The organism is Streptomyces sp. JK94, assembly GCF_053613315.1.
On sequence record NZ_JBSICH010000027.1, the window covers coordinates 75424 to 92267 of the forward strand.

13 protein-coding genes and 1 pseudogene are annotated in these 16844 nt (G+C 72.9%); 5 read left to right on the forward strand and 9 right to left on the reverse strand.

Features of this window, described 5'->3' with window-relative positions; translation table 11 throughout:
* Positions 1-73: 73 nt before the first annotated feature.
* From ACVV2G_RS23895 to ACVV2G_RS23905, 3 genes are all read right to left on the reverse strand, one after another.
* On the reverse strand, positions 74-346 hold the full coding sequence (locus ACVV2G_RS23895; RefSeq protein ID WP_453844796.1) for a DUF4190 domain-containing protein: 273 nt from the start codon (positions 344-346) through the stop codon (positions 74-76).
* A 269-nt stretch (positions 347-615) separates the two neighbouring features.
* On the reverse strand, positions 616-3213 hold the full coding sequence (gene rph, locus ACVV2G_RS23900) for a rifamycin-inactivating phosphotransferase (protein ID WP_453844797.1): 2598 nt from the start codon (positions 3211-3213) through the stop codon (positions 616-618).
* Positions 3214-3678: 465 nt separating this feature from the next.
* Positions 3679-5220, reverse strand: a complete 1542-nt coding sequence (locus ACVV2G_RS23905; protein ID WP_453844798.1) for a fused MFS/spermidine synthase — start codon at positions 5218-5220, stop codon at positions 3679-3681.
* Positions 5221-5743: 523 nt separating this feature from the next.
* Here ACVV2G_RS23905 and ACVV2G_RS23910 point away from each other — a divergent pair.
* Genes ACVV2G_RS23910 through ACVV2G_RS23925 form a run of 4 tightly spaced genes read left to right on the forward strand, consistent with a single transcriptional unit; the run spans position 5744 to position 9766 of the window.
* A complete protein-coding gene (locus tag ACVV2G_RS23910; RefSeq protein WP_453844799.1) occupies positions 5744-7102 on the forward strand; it encodes an enolase C-terminal domain-like protein in 1359 nt (452 codons plus the stop codon).
* A complete protein-coding gene (locus tag ACVV2G_RS23915; protein ID WP_453844800.1) occupies positions 7099-7854 on the forward strand; it encodes an SDR family NAD(P)-dependent oxidoreductase in 756 nt (251 codons plus the stop codon). The genes ACVV2G_RS23910 and ACVV2G_RS23915 overlap by 4 nt, the downstream gene beginning before the upstream one ends.
* Positions 7851-8882 carry an aldo/keto reductase gene (locus ACVV2G_RS23920; RefSeq protein ID WP_453844801.1) on the forward strand — a complete coding sequence of 344 codons (1032 nt, stop codon included), beginning with the start codon at positions 7851-7853 and terminating at the stop codon, positions 8880-8882. The genes ACVV2G_RS23915 and ACVV2G_RS23920 overlap by 4 nt, the downstream gene beginning before the upstream one ends.
* Entirely contained in the window at positions 8879-9766 is an 888-nt protein-coding gene (locus ACVV2G_RS23925) for an amidohydrolase family protein (RefSeq protein WP_453844802.1), read from the forward strand. The genes ACVV2G_RS23920 and ACVV2G_RS23925 overlap by 4 nt, the downstream gene beginning before the upstream one ends.
* A 5-nt stretch (positions 9767-9771) precedes the next feature.
* Here the strand turns inward: ACVV2G_RS23925 and ACVV2G_RS23930 are convergent, their stop codons facing one another.
* The 4 genes from ACVV2G_RS23930 to ACVV2G_RS23945 all read right to left on the reverse strand — a co-directional run bounded on the left by ACVV2G_RS23930 (position 9772) and on the right by ACVV2G_RS23945 (position 13564).
* Positions 9772-10539: a GntR family transcriptional regulator gene (locus tag ACVV2G_RS23930; protein ID WP_453844803.1), complete on the reverse strand. Its 768-nt coding sequence runs from the start codon at positions 10537-10539 to the stop codon at positions 9772-9774.
* Between the two features lie 244 nt (positions 10540-10783).
* The gene (locus tag ACVV2G_RS23935) at positions 10784-11587 is read right to left on the reverse strand and encodes an SAM-dependent methyltransferase (RefSeq protein WP_453844804.1); all 804 of its coding nucleotides are present in this window, start codon (positions 11585-11587) and stop codon (positions 10784-10786) included.
* A gap of 188 nt (positions 11588-11775) precedes the next feature.
* The gene (locus ACVV2G_RS23940) at positions 11776-12291 is read right to left on the reverse strand and encodes a hypothetical protein (protein WP_453844805.1); all 516 of its coding nucleotides are present in this window, start codon (positions 12289-12291) and stop codon (positions 11776-11778) included.
* A 382-nt stretch (positions 12292-12673) separates the two neighbouring features.
* A complete protein-coding gene (locus tag ACVV2G_RS23945; protein WP_453844806.1) occupies positions 12674-13564 on the reverse strand; it encodes an SDR family oxidoreductase in 891 nt (296 codons plus the stop codon).
* A 212-nt stretch (positions 13565-13776) separates the two neighbouring features.
* Here ACVV2G_RS23945 and ACVV2G_RS23950 point away from each other — a divergent pair, with 212 nt between their 5' ends.
* Positions 13777-15150, forward strand: a complete 1374-nt coding sequence (locus tag ACVV2G_RS23950; protein ID WP_453844807.1) for a hypothetical protein — start codon at positions 13777-13779, stop codon at positions 15148-15150.
* Between the two features lie 205 nt (positions 15151-15355).
* Here the strand turns inward: ACVV2G_RS23950 and ACVV2G_RS23955 are convergent, their stop codons facing one another.
* Both ACVV2G_RS23955 and ACVV2G_RS23960 read right to left on the reverse strand, forming a co-directional pair.
* The gene (locus ACVV2G_RS23955; protein WP_453844808.1) at positions 15356-16207 is read right to left on the reverse strand and encodes a phosphotransferase; all 852 of its coding nucleotides are present in this window, start codon (positions 16205-16207) and stop codon (positions 15356-15358) included.
* A 216-nt stretch (positions 16208-16423) separates the two neighbouring features.
* Positions 16424-16642 (reverse strand): annotated as a pseudogene (locus tag ACVV2G_RS23960) (hypothetical protein); the annotation flags it as partial.
* Positions 16643-16844: the final 202 nt, after the last annotated feature.

Consider the following 16844-nt stretch of genomic DNA (forward strand, 5'->3'; position numbering starts at 1 on the left):
CCCGGCACGGGGCGGGCAGGGGCGTACGGGCGGGCGTGGCGGCCGGGGCGGGCAGGGGCCCCGGGGCTGTGGGTCAGCCGATGTTCCAGGTGAAACTGCCGCCGTTGTTGGCGGCGACGGTGAACATCACGATCATGAGGATGATGTCGACCACTCCGAGACCGATGGCCCACTTCGCCATCATCGAACCGGTCTGACGCATCGCCACGGCACCGAAGATGATGGCCAGCGGGCCCAGGATGATCGGCAGCAGGAACAGGCCGACGATGCCGCAGACCAGTCCCGCGATCGCCAGTCCGCTCGTCCGGCTCGTCTTGTGCGCGCTCGTGCGGCTGTAGGACGACATCGATATCTCCCTGTCCGGTGCGGTTGGCTTGCTTTGCTCCTTCGGTTCCTTCCTGGTTGCCCGACCCGGCCTGTTCATGCCTGTACCGGTCCCATCAAGTGTGCTCTGCCGGTGGGGAGTTGCCGAACGGGCCACGCCGCGGCGCGAACGGCCCGGATCGGCGTGGCGCCCGGCCTGCGCCGTCGACCGCTCGCATGCCGCCGCGGACCTGTGGCGCACGGCCGCTCGCCCTGGCGCGGTGCGGACGCCGGTGCCGGCCGCCCGGCCGGTCAGGGCAGGAGCTCGACGTACCCCTCGGTTCCGTGGACGCGGATCCGCTGCCCGTCCCGGATCAGCCGGGTGGCCTGCTCCACGCCCACGACGGCCGGCAGGCCGTATTCCCGGGCGATGACCGAGCCGTGGGTCATCAGTCCGCCGACTTCCGTCACGAGTCCCGTGATTCCGACGAACAGGGGCGACCAGCTGGGATCCGTACAGGCCGTGACCAGGATGTCGCCCGCCGCCAGATCCGCCTCCGCCATGTCGAGGACGACGCGGGCCCTCCCCTCGACGGTCCCGGTGGAGACCGGCAGACCGACCAGGACACCGGACGGCACGCCGTCCCGTCGGTACGCCCCCGTGACGGCCTCGCCGTCCGAGGTGAGCACTCGGGGCGGCGTGAGCGTCCGGTACGTCCGGAAGGCGTCCTTCCGGCGCCGGACGAGTTGTTCGTCCAGCCGGTGCGAGCGCACGACGGTGTGGAACTCCTGGAACGTGAGGTGGTGGACGTCGTCCTCGTCGGGGAGGACACCGGCCCGCACGAGACGTCCGGCCTCCTCCAGAAGGGCCCGCCTGTAGACGAAGTAGCGGCTGACGAGGTCGTACTTCGGGTACTCCCGGTATCCGGCGAACGTGCGGACCCGATCGATCATCCGCTTGGCCTCGTCGGCCTTGCGCTCGCCGTCCGGCAGCTCCCGCAGGCGTGACAGGATGCTCTGTTCCTTCCTCCGCGCCTGCCGCCGCCCTTCCTCGAAGCGCCGCGCGGCGACGCCCGGTCCGAAGTTCCTGACGTTGTCCAGGATCACCGGCACGAGAGCGGTGGGACGCTCGCGCCAGCGCGGTCGCGTGATGTCGATCTCGCCGGCACAGCGCATGCCGTACCGGTCCAGGTAGGCCTCGATGGCGTCGCGCGCCGCGCTCCCGCCCGGGAGCCGCGCCAACTCGTCCAGGAAATCCTCCTCCTTCACGTCCTGGAGGAAGGCCACCACCTCGGGAAGGGGGCGGATCACGTCCGCGACGTCGAGCAGCGCCAGCCCCATCTCCGAGGTGACGTTGCCGGGGGCGGACAGCGTGAGCGTGTCGGCCGCGTTCTTCTCCCCCAGCCACTCCAGCAGCGTGTCGTTGAGCCACCAGGCGGCTTCCATGCCCGCCATGACCACCTGCCTGCTCAGCGGATCCCCGAGGATTCGCTTGTGCTCCTCGAAGGCCTCCAGCAGGAAGTCGAACAGCGCCGGCCCGGTCTTCGTCCGGATGTCCCGCTCGAGGGCGGCGAGCGACGCCTGGCTGCGCGCGATCAGTCCGGTGACGAGGGCCGGGTCGGTCTCGACCGGAGCCGGGAGGCCGCCGCCCGGCGGCCCGCCGGGGCCGGCGTCCGGCAGCGACGCGACGAAGTCCCCGCGGCCGAGGAGTGTCTCCAGTGCGTCCCTGACCAGCGGATCGCCTCTCCCCACGGTGTCCAGGAGGCCCGCGCGGGCCGAGGGCGTGGACAGGGGGCGGGTGACGTCGACGAACAGCCTCCCGCCGGCCTCGTGCATCGGTGCCAGCGCGGTCAGCTGCCACACCGAGATGCCCAGGGGTTTCATGGGGTCGGTCATCATCTGCTGATGCCCGACGGAGAGGTACACGCGGTTGCCCTGGCCGCCGCTTTCGGGGACGGGGAAGAGCGTCGTGATGGGACGGCTCTGGACGATCTCGAAGGCCCCGTCCACCAGGCACCACTCGATGTCCTGCGGGCGGCCGAAGTGTGCTTCGATCCGCCGTCCGAGCCGTACCAGTCGGGTCGCCTGCGCATCCGTCAGGGCCGGCTGCTCCTGCCGCCGTGCGTCGAGCGTCACCATCCGCGTACCGCCGGCCGGCAGGGCGCGCACGGCCCGCTGCTTGGCGGCGATCGTCTTCGCGACGACTTCGCCGTCTCTCACCTTGAAGACGTCGGGGTTCACCAGGCCGGAGACCAGCGCCTCCCCGAGGCCGAAGCCGGCGTCCACGGTGGCGGTCCTCCGGTCGCCCGTGACCGGGTCGGCCGTGAACAGGACGCCGGCCGCCTCCGGGAAGACCATCTCCTGCACGACCACGGCCATGTGGACCGTACGGTCGTCGATGCCGTTGCGCCGGCGGTAGGTCACGGCCCGCTCGGTGAACAGCGAGGCCCAGCAGCGGCTGACGTGCCGGAGGACCTCCGTCGGTCCCACGACGTTCAGGTACGTGTCCTGCTGGCCCGCGGAAGAGGCCGTCGGCAGGTCCTCCGCCGTCGCGCTGGACCGGACGGCGTAGGCGGTCCGGTCGCCACGCCGGGCGAGCGCACGGGTGACCGCCGCCGCGAGGTCACCCGGGATCTCGATCCCCTCGATGGTCCGTCGCACGCGTGCGCTCAGCGCACGGACCGCCTCCGTGTCGTCCGGGTTCACGTGCGACAGCCGACCGAGGTCGTCCGCGACCGACGGCGCCTGCGCCACGACCCGCCGGAAGGCGTCCGTCGTCACGCAGAAGCCTCCCGGCACGCGGACCCCGTCGATCCGCGACAGACCGCCCAGGTGCGCGCCCTTGCCGCCGACGACCGCGGTCCGCGTCTCGTCGACCTCCCGGAGATCCAGCACGTACCGCTCGGTCATGCCGATGCCCCCGACGCCGGTGTGCTGCCTTCTTCCGACGGCATACGCATGTCGTCCCTCCCGTTTCCGCAGGTCGTGGTCTCGGCCGCCGATTCTGCGCCGTCCCCCGGGCCTTGCCGCAAGCCCCCCGGTGCGCTATACCTTGGACGTGGCGAGGAGGGATCTCCTCGCCTTTGTCGTTCTCCGTCCGTGGCCGAGAGGGCCGTGTCGCGGTCAACCGCGCTCGACCGCGCCCTGCGACCGGTCGGAGGCGGCCGTTGCGGCACTCGGCGCCGTCACCCCCTCCCGCAGCGCTCGCGGAGAAGGGGGAGGCTCGGTCGTACTCGGGACCCGGGCTTCGAGCAGGCTGGTCGTGCGCGCTCTTCGGGCGCGTCCCTCGGTGTCATGGGTGAAGCGGGCGCGGGTCGGCCGCCTCCGGCTCGGCGGCCGAGCCCAGGACGGTCTCCGGACGTGTCGGTGATGCGGTCAGCGGGCCCCCGGACCTGAGGGCTGGAGCAACTGGTCGACGGGGGCGTAGTCGTCGGTGAGCGGTCGGGCGTCACCGGTCCAGGAAGCGAGGTCGCCGCCGGTGACGATCTTCCAGCCGGTGTGCCGGGCGTCCAGCGCTTCCTGGATCGCGCGCAGGTCGAGCGGCCGGCCGGAAGCGAGTACCACCAGATTGCCGCCGTCGGGGGTGGCGGACGGGCCGAGGCCGATGTCGGCGGGTTCACCGACGAGGGCCACGTGCTCGAAGGTCTCGCCGAGCGTGGCCGCTTCGGCACGGGCGAAGTCCATGTCGCCGTGATCGATGAGGTTGGCGGCGTACAGGCCGTCCTCGTCGAGCACCCGCCGTATGTCCGTCAGGGCCTCCGCGGTGGTGAGGTGCCACGGCACGCTGACACCTCCGAAGGCGTCGCCGACGACGAGATCACGGCTGCCGGTGTCCAGCCGCCGCAGCCCGAGCCTGCCGTCCTCGGTGCGTACGTCGATACCGGCTTGTGCTCTCAGGCCGAGCAGGTCGTGATTGATCCGCACCACCCCGCCGTCGATCTCGGACACCAGGCTGCGCGTCCCGGGCCGCGTGGCCGCCAGGTAACGGGGGAGGGTGAGCCCGCCACCGCCGAGGTGGTGTGCGGCGAGCGGCTCGCCCTCGGGGAAGGCGGCGTCGACCACCGACGCGATGGCCCGCACGTACGCGAACTCCAGGAAGGTCGGGTCGTCGACGTCGACGTAGGAATGCCGCACACCGTCCAGGACGAGTGTGCGGCCGCCGTCGCGGTCGGGGTCCGCGACGACCCGTGCGCAGTGGTACTTGGTCTCCGCGTCACAGCCACCGGGCGCGGCCGTGGTGGCGAGGCCACCGGCGACGACCACGAGCGTCAGGGCGGGGGTGCCGCTCCACCCGCGCGTTCGCCACTCGACCAGCGCCGAGCCGGCCACCAGCAGGGTCCCGAGGCCGATCAGTATGCCGCTGACCGGCAACCGCGACACGAGGACGAAGCCGGTGAGGACCGTACCGACGATGGCGCCGAGGGTACCGACACCGGACAGCCGGCCGACGACGGTGCCGGTCTCGGCGAGGCTGGTGAGACGCAGCTTGGTGACGATCGGCGTCACCGCGGACAGCAGCGCGCCCGGCACGAGAATGGTCAGTGACGCGATCAACAGGAGCACCGCGGGAGCCCATTGCGCCGTACTGCGCAGCACGGCGGGGGTGAGCGCCACGACCACGCCCGAAAGCCCGAGCGAGGGGCCGATGAGCCGGCGTGGATCGACCTGGTCGGCGATTTGCCCGCCCAGCCAGGAACCGGCGGCGATCGCGGTGAGGGCGATCCCGATCACCATGGTGCTGGTCTCGAGGGTGAGACCGAGATAGGGGGCCAGCAGTCGCAGAGCGACGATCTCGACCACCAGGACCGCGGCCGAGGAGCCGAACACGAGCCCGGCGGCGGTACGGGGGCCCAGACCGCGGTGGCGCGGCGCGCCACCGGGAGCGGGTGGGGAAGGCGAACTGGTCACGGACGACATCCTCGCACGCAGCCCTCACGGAACGTGATGTCCGCACCGCGCGGGCCGGCCAACCCGACCGTTCACCAGGCCAGTTGACGTGCCGACGGGAAAGGCTGCCCGGCCGACGGGAAAGGCTGCCCGGCCGTCGGGGCCGGCGTCCACGGTCACCCCGCGCACTCGGACCCGCGGCGCGGCCCCGCCCGCCCCGGTCGGGGGTCTCCTCTCCGACTCCGTCTCTCGTCGTCGTGCGCGCGGGGTTGGTGGACTCCCCACGGTGGTAGCTCTATACGATCCCGTCCCGGCCTGACCGTTGCACCCCCTCAACTTCACGTCCTGTACGGGTCTTGACGCGGTGAGCAGCCCTGCACGAGGATCACGACCATCAAATCCTATGTGATTTCAGGGGGCTTCGAGCAAGCGGAACGTCGGCCGTAGTGCCCCCGCCCTGCCGGCATCCCGTCTGCGAGCCGGCGGCGCTCCGGGGGTCGGCCCGACGGGTCCGACCGCCTGCGCGAGACCCCGAGGACGCGGGAAGAGGGCGATGAACGACCACCGCACGGCACGTATCACGGACGTCGAGGTCGTCGACATCCGCTTTCCCACCTCACGCGACCTCGACGGCTCGGACGCGATGAACCCCGACCCCGACTACTCGGCCGCCTACGTCGTCCTGCGCACCGACGCGGACCCGGGACCGGACGGCCGCCTGGCGGGGCACGCCTTCGCCTTCACCATCGGACGCGGCAACGAAGTCCAGGCGGCGGCCATCACCGCACTGCGGGAACATGTCGTCGGCCGGTCCGTGGACGCCGTGTGCGCCGACCCGGGGACGGTGAGCCGGGCTCTGAACGGCGACAGCCAACTGCGCTGGCTCGGCCCGGAGAAGGGCGTGATGCACATGGCGATCGGCGCCGTCGTCAACGCCGTCTGGGACCTGGCGGCAAGACGGGCCGGCAAACCGGTGTGGAAGCTCCTGTCCGACGCCGACCCGGAGTGGCTCGCCGACCAGGTGGACTACCGCTACATCGAGGACGCGCTCAGCCGGCCGGAAGCCGTCGCCCTGCTCCGCTCGGGCAAGGAGGGCTCCGCCGGCCGCGAGGCCCTGCTCCTGTCGCGCGGCTATCCGGCGTACACGACCTCCCCCGGCTGGCTCGGCCACTCCGACGAGAAGCTCGTCCGGCTGTCGAAGCAGGCGGTCGCCGACGGCTTCACCCAGATCAAGCTCAAGGTCGGCGCCGACCTGGCCGACGACGTCCGCAGGCTGCGCACGGCACGCGCGGCGGTCGGGCCGGACGTCCGCATCGCCGTCGACGCCAACCAGCGCTGGAACGTCACCGAGGCCATCGACTGGACCAACGCCCTCGCCGCGAGCGACCCGTACTGGATCGAGGAGCCCACCAGCCCCGACGACATCCTCGGCCACGCGACCGTCCGCCGGGGCGTGACGCCCGTCAAGGTCGCCACCGGGGAGCACGCGCAGAACCGCATCGTCTTCAAACAACTGCTCCAGGCCGACGCGATCGACGTGCTGCAGATCGACGCGGCGAGGGTGGGCGGTGTCAACGAGAACCTGGCCATCCTGCTGCTCGCCGCCAAGTTCGGCGTCCCGGTCTGCCCGCACGCCGGCGGTGTCGGCCTGTGCGAACTGGTGCGCCACCTGTCGATGTTCGACTACGTCGCCCTGAGCGGAACGACCGACGACCGGGTCATCGAGTACGTCGACCACCTGCACGAGCACTTCGAGGATCCCGCGGTCGTCTCCGACGGTCACTACACGGCGCCCACGATGCCCGGATTCTCCTCCCGGATGCGCCCCGGGTCGATCACCGCGTACCGCTATCCCGACGGCACCTTCTGGGCCGCCGACCTCGCCGGCCAGGAGACGGAGACCCGCCCGTGAGCGAACTGTCAGGTCTGACGGCCCTGGTGACCGGTGGCGCCTCGGGGATAGGCCGGGCCACCGCGGACCTGCTGGTCGCCCGCGGGGCCGACGTCGCCGTCCTCGACCTCGACCCGTCCGGTGCCGGCGCACCCCTGCGCGGCTACCTGGCCGACGTGTCCGACGACGCCTCCGTACGCTCCGCCGTCGCCACCGCGGCCGACGACCTCGGCGGCATCGACATCCTGGTCAACAACGCGGGCATCGGCGCCGCGGGAACGGTCGAGGACAACGACGACGCCGAGTGGCACCGGGTCCTCGACGTGAACGTCCTCGGCATCGTCCGCACCACCCGGGCGGCCCTGCCCCGTCTGCGCGCCTCCGCACACGCGGCCGTCGTCAACACGTGCTCGATCGCGGCCACGGCCGGGCTTCCGCAGCGTGCCCTGTACAGCGCGAGCAAGGGCGCCGTACAGGCCCTCACCCTGGCCATGGCGGCCGACCACGTCCGCGAGGGCGTCCGCGTCAACTGCGTGAACCCCGGGACGGCGGACACGCCCTGGGTGGGCCGTCTCCTGGACCGGGCGGAGGACCCCGCGGCCGAGCGCGCCGCGCTCAACGCCCGCCAGCCCATGGGCCGCCTGATCACCGCCGGCGAGGTCGCCGCCGCGATCGTGTACCTGGCGAGCCCGGCCGCGGCCGGCGTCACCGGAACGGCCCTCGCCGTGGACGGCGGCATGCAGGGACTGCGGCTGCGTCCGGAGGAACGGTGAGGACGCGGGGCGGGGACGGTGCCGGAGCGGACGCTCTGCCGGTCACGGTCCTGGGCCGCAGCGGGGTCCCCGTCACCGCGCTCGGCTTCGGTGCCGCCGCGGTCGCCGGTCTGTACGAAGCCGTGGGCGAGGACGAGGCGGCGGCCGCCGTGGAGGCCGCCTGGGAGGCCGGCATCCGCTACTTCGACACCGCGCCCCACTACGGTCTGGGCCTGTCGGAACGCCGGCTGGGCGAGGTCCTCGCAAGCAGGCCCCGGGACGCCTTCACGCTGTCCACCAAGGTGGGCCGGGTGCTGGTCCCGCACGACGGCGGCGGCGACGACCTGGCCCACGGTTTCGCCGTGCCGGCCACCCACCGGCGGCGATGGGACTTCAGCCCCGACGGTGTGCGCCGTTCGCTGGAGGACAGCCTCACCCGTCTCGGGACCGACCGCGTGGACCTCGTCCTGCTCCACGACCCCGACGACCACGAGGAGCAGGTGTTCCGGGAGGCGTATCCGGCGCTGGAGGAGCTGCGGTCGCAGGGGATGGTCCGGGCCATCGGCGCGGGGATGAACCAGAGCCGGATGCTGACGCGTTTCCTGACGGACACGGACGTGGACGCCGTCCTCTGCGCCGGGCGCTACACCCTGCTCGAACAGGGGGCCCTGGAGGCACTGCTGCCCGCCGCCGACGCGGCCGGCAAGAGCGTGGTCGTCGGCGGTGTGTTCAACTCCGGGCTGCTGGCGGATCCCGCCCCCGGGGCCACGTACGACTACGCCGCGGCACCCGGGGAACTCCTGCGCCGGGCGGTGCGCATGCGCGAGGTCACGGAGGCGCACGGGGTGCCCCTGCGCCGCGCCGCGCTGCGGTTCCCCTTCGGGCATCCGGCGGTCGCGTCGGTCCTCGTCGGCGCGCGCTCGGCGGACCAGGTCCGGGACGCCGTCGCGCAGTACCGCGGGCCCGTCGCGGAGGCCGTGTGGGACGGTCTGCGGGCTCGTGGACTGCTGTCCGGCGACGCGCCGGTGCCGGAGGGGGACGGGCGGTGAGCGTCGTCGACGCCCACCACCACCTGTGGGACCTCGCGGTACGCGACCAGGAGTGGCTCGGCGGTCCCGGGCTCGCACCGTTGCGCCGGTCCTTCGCACCGGCGGAACTGGAGGCCGTGGCCCGGGCGTCCGGGGTGACGGCCACCGTGGTGGTGGAGACGGTGAACATCGCCGAGGAGACACCCGAGCTGCTGGCCCTGGCGTCGGAGAGCGACCTGGTCGCGGCGGTCGTCGGGTGGACCGACCTGACGGCCCCCGGCGTCGCCGACGAGCTGGGCCGGCTCGGATCGCTGCCCGGCGGTGGCCTGCTCCGCGGGATCCGCCACCAGGTCCAGGGGGAACCCGACCCGGACTGGCTGACCCGTCCGGAGGTGCTGCGCGGCCTGCGGGCCGTCGCCGCGGCCGGACTCGTCTACGACCTGCTGGTGCTGCCGCACCAGCTGCCGGCGGCGATCCGCGCGGCCGCCGCCGTCCCCGGTCTCACCTTCGTCCTGGACCATCTCGGCAAGCCGCCGATCGCGTCGGCGGCACGGGAGCCCTGGGCGGGACGGGTGCGGGAGCTGGCCGGGCTGCCGAACACGGTGTGCAAGCTGTCCGGCATGGTCACCGAGGCCGACTGGGCGTCATGGACGGTCGACGATCTCAGACCGTACGCCGGCACCGTCCTCGACGCCTTCGGCCCCCGGCGGGTCATGTTCGGTTCGGACTGGCCGGTGAGCACCCTCGCCGCGAGCTACGGGCAGGTCGTCGCCTCGGCACGGGAACTGTCGGCGGGGCTGGATGCGGCCGAGCGGGCCGAGGTGTGGTCCGGCACCGCACGACGCGTGTACCGGCTGGCGGGCCGGCCCGCCCAGCGGCCCCCGGCCCGGGGCGACCACCACTGAGCCGGTCACTTCGCGAACCGGCTCAGCTGGCGCTCCAGGCTGCGCGTGAGGTGCTCGGTCATCGCCTCCTCGGCACGTTCGGCCCTGCGGCGCAGGATCGCCCGTACCACCCGCTCGTGCTCGTCCAGGGTCGGATCACCCCCGTCCTGGGCGCTGTTCAGGCGGAAGATGTGCAGGTGGGAGTGGAGGCGCTCGACCGCGTCCGCGAGCAGCGGCCGGTGCGCGGCCCCGGCGACGACGTCGTGGAAGCGCTGGTCGAGGGCGGCGAAATCGCGGTAGGACGCGTACGGTCCGGCGGGGCCGGGGTGGGCCTGCATGGCCTCCAGCGTCGCCTCCATGGCGTCGAGCTGTCCTTCGTCGGCGTGCAGGGCGGCCAGCGCCGCGGCGCGCGGTTCCAGGATCAGCCGCATCTCGAACAGCTCCTCCACGCCCTGGCGGGTGAGCAGTTCGGTCGCCCGGTATCCGGACAGGGAGCGCTTGACGACGAGGCCGTCGGACTCCAGCCGGGCCAGCGCCTCGCGCACGGGGGTCGGCGAGACGTTGAGCGTACGGGCCAGGGCCTCGATGCCGACCCGTGCGCCCGGGGCGATCTCGTGGTCCATGACCCGGGCCTTGATGTCCTCGTACACGCTGTCGGACAGGGCTTGACGGACCGGCGGGCCGGGCGTCCCACTCGCCCCGCCGGGCCCGCCCCCGGCTCCGCTGATCCCGGCGGCTCCGCCGACCCCGGCGATGGCGCTGGAGCCGCGGACGGACGGGTCGTGTGCCGGCATCGGGGTCCCCCCTGAACTCGGTGCTCTGCCCACCGGCAGTTTAACGAGGGCCGCACCGCAGCGGCCCTGATCACGCGTCCGGGCGGCCGGTGCCCGCACCGCCGGCCGCCGGGCACGCGGCGACGGCGGGTGGGGAGCACCTGTGTTCAGTTCAAGGGGGGGGCGGGCTTCCCGGGCGAGCCCTCGCTGCGACGACGGCGGCACCCGGGCCGCCGTTCCCTGTCCGGCCCCCGTCGGCGAAGCGTCAGTGTTTGACCGCGACACCGCAGACGGAGACGTCGGCCGTGGACTCATCGGACCGGTGCTCGTCCGGCCGCCACGTGGCCGTGGACACGACCCCCGGCTCCACCAGGTCCAGCCCGGCGAAGAAGGCAGCGATCTCCTGCGGCGAGCGGAGGTGGTACGTGTTGGCCGACTGCCCGTTGTAGACCCCGACCGCCGTGTTGAGCGCCTCGTTGGTGTTCGTGCCGTCGCTCAGGGCCAGGTAGCTCCCCGGGGGAAGCCCCGCCAGCAGCGCGCTCACCAGCTCCGCGGGGCGTTCGGCGTCGGAGATCTGGCCCATGATCCCCAGCATGGTCAGGGCGACCGGGCGGCTGAGGTCCAAGGTCTTCGCGGCCTCGGCCAGGATGCGGTCCGGGTCCCTGACGTCGGCGTCGATGTAGGCGCACGCGCCCTCGTCACTGCTGGTGAGCAGGGCCTGTGCGTGGACGAGGACGAGGGGGTCGTTGTCCACGTACACGACGCGGCTTTCCGGCGCGATGCGCTGGGCCAGCTCGTGCGTGTTGTCCGCGGTGGGCAGGCCTGTGCCGAGGTCGAGGAACTGCCGCACACCGGCCTCCCCCGCCAGGAAGCGTACGGCGCGCGAGAGGAAGCGCCGTTGCAGCCGTGCGACGGCGGCGAACTCCGGGAACGTCGCCAGGATGACGTCGCCGGCCTCGCTGTCGACGGGGTAGTTGTCCTTGCCTCCCAGCAGGTAGTTCCAGACACGGGCCGAGTGCGGACGATCGGTCTGCAGTCGGACCCTGACTTCTTCACGCGGGTGAGTCATGGGGAAAGCTTCACACACAGCTGTGCGCCCGTGGCCGACCACGGCGATATGCGCCCTGTCCAGAGCGTTCCCCGGGGCAAGGTCGTCAAGAATAGTCTGCACCTCGGCGTGCGGGTCGGCGCCGGACTCGGTGGGCGCGGTGGCGGGCCACGGCCTGACGGCGTCCTCTCCGGGCGGGCCCGCTCGGGTCACGTCTCTCCTGCGCGCCGCAGGATCGCGCGCACGTCCTGCTCGAACCGTAGGCGTGGGACGGGCAGGCGCCGGTGTGTGACCGGGAACGAGAAAGTGGCGCGGGCTCCCGTGCGGTGCTCGACGTCGACCTTCACCGCCGTGTCCGGCCTGGGCAGCTGCCCGAACAGGAGGGGGAGGACCCAGCCCCAGGAGCGCGAGTCGATCGCGTTGCCGTGGACCAGGGCCGCGCACCGGTTCGTCCCCAGCTTCTCCCGCAGGGCGCCGGCGAAGGAGCGGTCGGACCGTGGGCCGGCCCAGTCGACGTGCCGGCTCAGTTCGCCGGAGTCCACCCGGACCACGACGTCGCCGTCGCCGTCCGGGAGTGTGATCCACTGCGGTCGGACGCCCCTGCGGCGGGTCCACGCCCTGGGAGCGACCCGCACGGCCGTTTCCAGGACGCGGATGCAGTCCGCGCGCACGGGAGCGGGAAGAGAGCCGAGTCCGGCCAGGATCGCCTCGTCCCGCTCCGCCATGCAAGTCCCCCGGCGCCCCGACGTGGTGTGACCTCGATGGGCGGCAGGGTACCGCGGCCCAGGCCCGGCAACGCACCGTGAGCGCCCGGTCTCGGCAGCGGTCCGTGAGCGCCCGGTCTCGGCGGCGCACCGTGAGCGCCCGGCTCCGGCGTCGGCCTCGCGTCGGCCGGCCGCCCCGGGAGCCGCTCGCACCAGGCCACAGGCCACCGCGGGCCCGACGTCACTCACCGGCGCCGGCGCGGGCGCAGGGGTGAAGGCCACGGTGGCGGCCCTTCGCCGCGCGTCACGTCCGTACGCCTGTACCGACTTCCGGTTTCCCGCCACGGGCGAAACGCGTCGGGCGAGGCCCCCGGCCGCCACCGGGCCGTGCTTGACCCCGGGCCTACGGCAGGGGCGTCCCACCGGTCGCGTTCAGGATCTCCGCCGTGACGTAGCCGGCCTCCTGCGAGGCGAGATAGACGTACGCGGGTGCCAGCTCGGCCGGCTGGGCGGGCCGTCCCAGTGGGCTCTGCTTGCCGAACTCGGCCGTGTCCGGCAGCGTCGCTGGGATCAGGGGGGTCCACACGGGCCCCGGCGCCACCGCGTTCACCCGGATGCCGCGTTCCGCGACCATCTGGGCGAGTCCCTGGGTGAAGGTGACGATCGCGCCCTTGGTCATCGCGTAGTCCAGCAGCTGCGGGCTGGGCTTGTAAGCCTGGACCGAGGTGGTGTTGATGACGCTGCCGCCCGCGGGGATGTGCGGCAGTGCGAACTTCGTCAGCCAGAACATGCCGTAGAGGTTGGTCCGCATGACCCGGTCGAACTGCTCCGTCGGGATCGCCTCGATGCCGTCCGGCTGCGCCATCTGGTAGGCCGCGTTGTTCACCAGGACGTCGATGCCGCCGAACTCCGACACGGCCCGGTCGATCAACGCCCGGCAGTTCTCCTCCTCCCGGATGTCGCAGGAGACGGCCACGGCCTTCTGCCCGGCCTCCTCCACGAGACGGGACGTCTCCCGCGCCTCGTCCTCCTCCTGCGCGAGGTGGGTGAACAGTACGTCGGCGCCCTCACGCGCGAAGGCCAGGGCCACGGCGCGGCCGATGCCCGAGTCACCGCCCGTGACCACGGTCCTGCGGCCCACCAGACGCCCGGAGCCGCGGTACGACTCCTCACCGTGGTCGGGCGGCGGGTCCATCGGCCCCGTCCAGCCCGGATGCGGCTGGTCCTGCGCGGCGAAGTCGGGACGCGGATACTGATCGGTCGGGTTCTGCTGGTGACGCTGGTCGTCCGCCACGTCGGCCTCCTGTGTCTCGCTGGGCGAAGTCAGCGAACGTGTTCCCTGGTCAGAGCGTCCGAAAAGCCTTTCCTCCGAGAGCGGTGCCCTGCGGACCCCGTCGACGCCCCTGCGGTCGGGCCCGGACCGCCCGCGGTGCCGTGCCGGTGCCGGCAGCCGCGGGCCACCGCGGGCCGCGAATTCCGGGGCGCCTGCATACGGGGCCGCGTCGCATGAGCGTCCGTCAGCCGCCCGCGCCGGACTCCGCCCGGGTGGCGGGCGTGCCCGCACCGGCGTCCGACCGCGTGGCCTGCCCGGTCCGGGGCGGGCTGGTGGAGTACGACGGCTGCAGCAACCGTGCGCGGTCGAACCTGTCCGGCCACGGCGGTCGCGTCTCCGCCCTCCTCATCGACGTCGACGACGCCTGGCCCCCGGGAGTCCCCCACATGCTGCCCCCTCCCCCCTCGCGCCGGGGCTCCGCCCCGCGCCGCGGATCGCGGTCCGCACACGCGCTGGCCGGCGCGGTGTGCCTGATCGCTCTCGCCGGTGCCGCGCCGGCCACCGCACCGGTTCGCGCCGCCGCGGCCTCTTCGTCCGCCCCGGTGTCGTGGCAACCGGACCTGTCCCGCACCGGTACCGACGACGTCAACGTCCAGTACGCCGAGGGCGCCCTGCGGGTGCGGGACGGTTCCGCCGGCCCCGCTTCCCTGGAACGGGACGGCGGTTACGCGTCCGCCGTGCTGGAGGCCCGGCCCATGGAGCGGGCGGTGAACCGGGTCACCGTGGCCCTGGACGCGACGGTGCCCGCGGCGGCGAGCGTCGAGAGCGACGTGCGGGGCCGGTCGGCCGACGGCACCTGGACCGAGTGGCGGCAGGCTGCTGCCGGTACCGCCGTGGAACTGCCGCGCGATGCCGTGGAGATCCAGGCCCGGCTCACCCTGTGGAGCGCGAAGGGCGGCGACACGGCCGCGGTGAGGTCCTTGACGCTGACGGCGGACGACGCCGGCGGCGGTCACGCCGAGCCCGCGCCGCCGACGGCCTCCGCCTTCTCGGCACGGGTCTTCGCCACCCGGGTGGGACTGGTCGGTCACACCACTGCCAACGGCCACGTCATCCGTGAGAACGACCACTTCGTGGCGCTTCCCTCGCGACGCGCCCTGTCACCCAACGGCAGCGGGCAGTACTCGGTCCAGGTCTGCGGGCCCGCCCGCTGCGAGACGGCACCGGTCTGGGACGTCGGCCCCTGGAACACGCACGACGACCACTGGAACCCGTCCGCTCAGCGCGAGCAGTGGCAGGACCTGCCGCGGGGCCTGCCCGAAGCACAGGCCGCCTACGAGGACGGCTACAACGGCGGACGCGACGAGTTCGGCCGGCAGGTCGCCAACCCGGCCGGCATCGACCTGGCCGACGGCACCTTGTACGACGTCGGCCTCGTCGACAACGGCTGGGTGAACGTCACCTACCTGTGGACCGACAGCGGCGGTGAGACCGGGGCGCTCCCGGCCCGGGGCCCCGACGTGGGCGTCCGGCAACAGGGCACGACCGTTTCGACCCGCGTGGCGAACCTGCCCGGACCCACGACCGTGCGGGTGAGGCGCGAGTAGGTGCCGGTGGCGTGCCCCGTCTCGGTTCCGCCCGTCACGTTCTGCGCGCACCCGCCGGCCCGCCTGTGGGTCCGGGTGCCTCGTGCGGCGACGAGGTCGAGCCGGCCGAAGGCGGTACAGGTCGCGTCGGTGCGGTGGGAGCGGTTGCCGCAGGACGGCCATGATGCCGACCTCGCGGCAGCGCGCCGGGCACGGAGCGGCGCGATCAGCCCGGTGCGTCCAGGCCGTCGCGTCCGCGTGCCGCCCGGAGCCGGTGAAGCCACTGCGTACCCAGTCGACGCCCGTCGGGGAACTGGTCTTCCCGGTCCCAGCGCCACACCGTGATCATCGCCAGCACGAGGAGCCGGCACATGCGCAGCGTCTCCGGATCGGCGCCCGGATAGTGCTCGCCGGCCTCTTCGGGAGCATGGGCGAGGTCGAACTCGACGGGCCCACGGCAGCACGTCTCGAGGTCGATGAAGAGCAACCCGTGCTCCGTGGGGAGCACGTTGCCCGGGTGGGGCTCCCCGTGCAGCAGTTGCTCGGCGCCGCCGCGCTCGCCGATCGTTCGCCGCAGACTGCTCAACGTGTCACCGAGCAACGCCCGGTCCGCTTCCCCGAGCGCGGGAGTACGGTCGCGGTTCGCCACGAGCTGTTGCGCCTGCTCCACCCGGTCCGTGAAGTGCGGTGCCGGGACGTCGAGCCTGCGCATACCGGCATGCAGCCGCGCGAGCGCGTCGGCGTAGTCGGCCGGTGCGGCCTCGCGTGGCGCAGCGGGTTCGTAGTAGGTCCACAGCGTGACCACGTAACCGTCCCGCTCATGGATGCGGGGCTCCACTCGAGGGTCGAGGGCCGCCGCGGGGCACCCGGACTCGGCGAGCCGCACGGCGAGGTCGACTTCGAACCGCGCGACCTGCTGTGCCACGGGTGCCACCCGGGCCAGGACGTCACACGGCAGCAGCCGCAGGGTGAGCTTGTTCGAGTCGTGGATCACTACCACGTCGTCTGCTGCCAGGCCCAGTGACGAAGCGATCGCCCTGCCCGCGGCCACCGCACGCGGGAGCTCCGACGTGTGCATCGTCGCCCGCCCCCCTGTCCCCTCGAACGGATGGTGCCGGCCCGCGGCGTGAGGGCCCCGGTACGGGGACGACCTGGTCCGTGCGGCCCCGGGGCCTCCGCGGCTGTCCTGAGCCGAGCGGCTCCGGTCCGCCACGGCTTCGCCGGAAAGGCTAGTGCGCCGCGAGTCGCTCCACCAACCGGATTCCCAGCGCCAGCAGCTCCCGCTCCTCACCCGTCAGGCGTCAGGGTCGACTTCGGGGTGCCTGAACCGCACGGGCTTGCCCAGCGACCGGGTGTAGGCGATTTCGGCTCGGGTGCTGTCTCCGATGGAGTCGCCGACTACGAGCACCTCATCAGCGAGCCGGATCTTCGCCCGGTGCAGACCGTCGAGTAGAACCTTCGGCGCCTCTGCCTCGACAGGATCGGACCGAAGTTCGCGCGGCGACTTCATGTCAACCGGCGACCAATACCGTCATGCGCGACGCAGCGGACCGGATCCGGCGGCGGCCGCCCCTGCCCGTCCGCTCCCGGGTCCCGAGTCCCGGCCAGGGTTTCTTCGTTCGCCCGGGCCCGCACCCGGTCCCTACCGTCCCGCTTCCCACGCGGCGGCAACAAGCACCCTGAATAGTTTCAGGTACTTCACACGGCGAAGGCAC

Excerpts from the sequence above, each read along its gene's own strand:
- ACVV2G_RS23895 (WP_453844796.1), bottom strand. The coding sequence starts at position 346 with ATGTCGTCCTACAGCCGCACGAGCGCGCACAAGACGAGCCGGACGAGC.
- rph (WP_453844797.1), bottom strand. The coding sequence starts at position 3,213 with ATGACCGAGCGGTACGTGCTGGATCTCCGGGAGGTCGACGAGACGCGG.
- ACVV2G_RS23905 (WP_453844798.1), bottom strand. The coding sequence starts at position 5,220 with ATGTCGTCCGTGACCAGTTCGCCTTCCCCACCCGCTCCCGGTGGCGCG.
- ACVV2G_RS23910 (WP_453844799.1), top strand. The coding sequence starts at position 5,744 with ATGAACGACCACCGCACGGCACGTATCACGGACGTCGAGGTCGTCGAC.
- ACVV2G_RS23930 (WP_453844803.1), bottom strand. The coding sequence starts at position 10,539 with ATGCCGGCACACGACCCGTCCGTCCGCGGCTCCAGCGCCATCGCCGGG.
- ACVV2G_RS23935 (WP_453844804.1), bottom strand. The coding sequence starts at position 11,587 with ATGACTCACCCGCGTGAAGAAGTCAGGGTCCGACTGCAGACCGATCGT.
- ACVV2G_RS23940 (WP_453844805.1), bottom strand. The coding sequence starts at position 12,291 with ATGGCGGAGCGGGACGAGGCGATCCTGGCCGGACTCGGCTCTCTTCCC.
- ACVV2G_RS23950 (WP_453844807.1), top strand. The coding sequence starts at position 13,777 with ATGAGCGTCCGTCAGCCGCCCGCGCCGGACTCCGCCCGGGTGGCGGGC.
- ACVV2G_RS23955 (WP_453844808.1), bottom strand. The coding sequence starts at position 16,207 with ATGCACACGTCGGAGCTCCCGCGTGCGGTGGCCGCGGGCAGGGCGATC.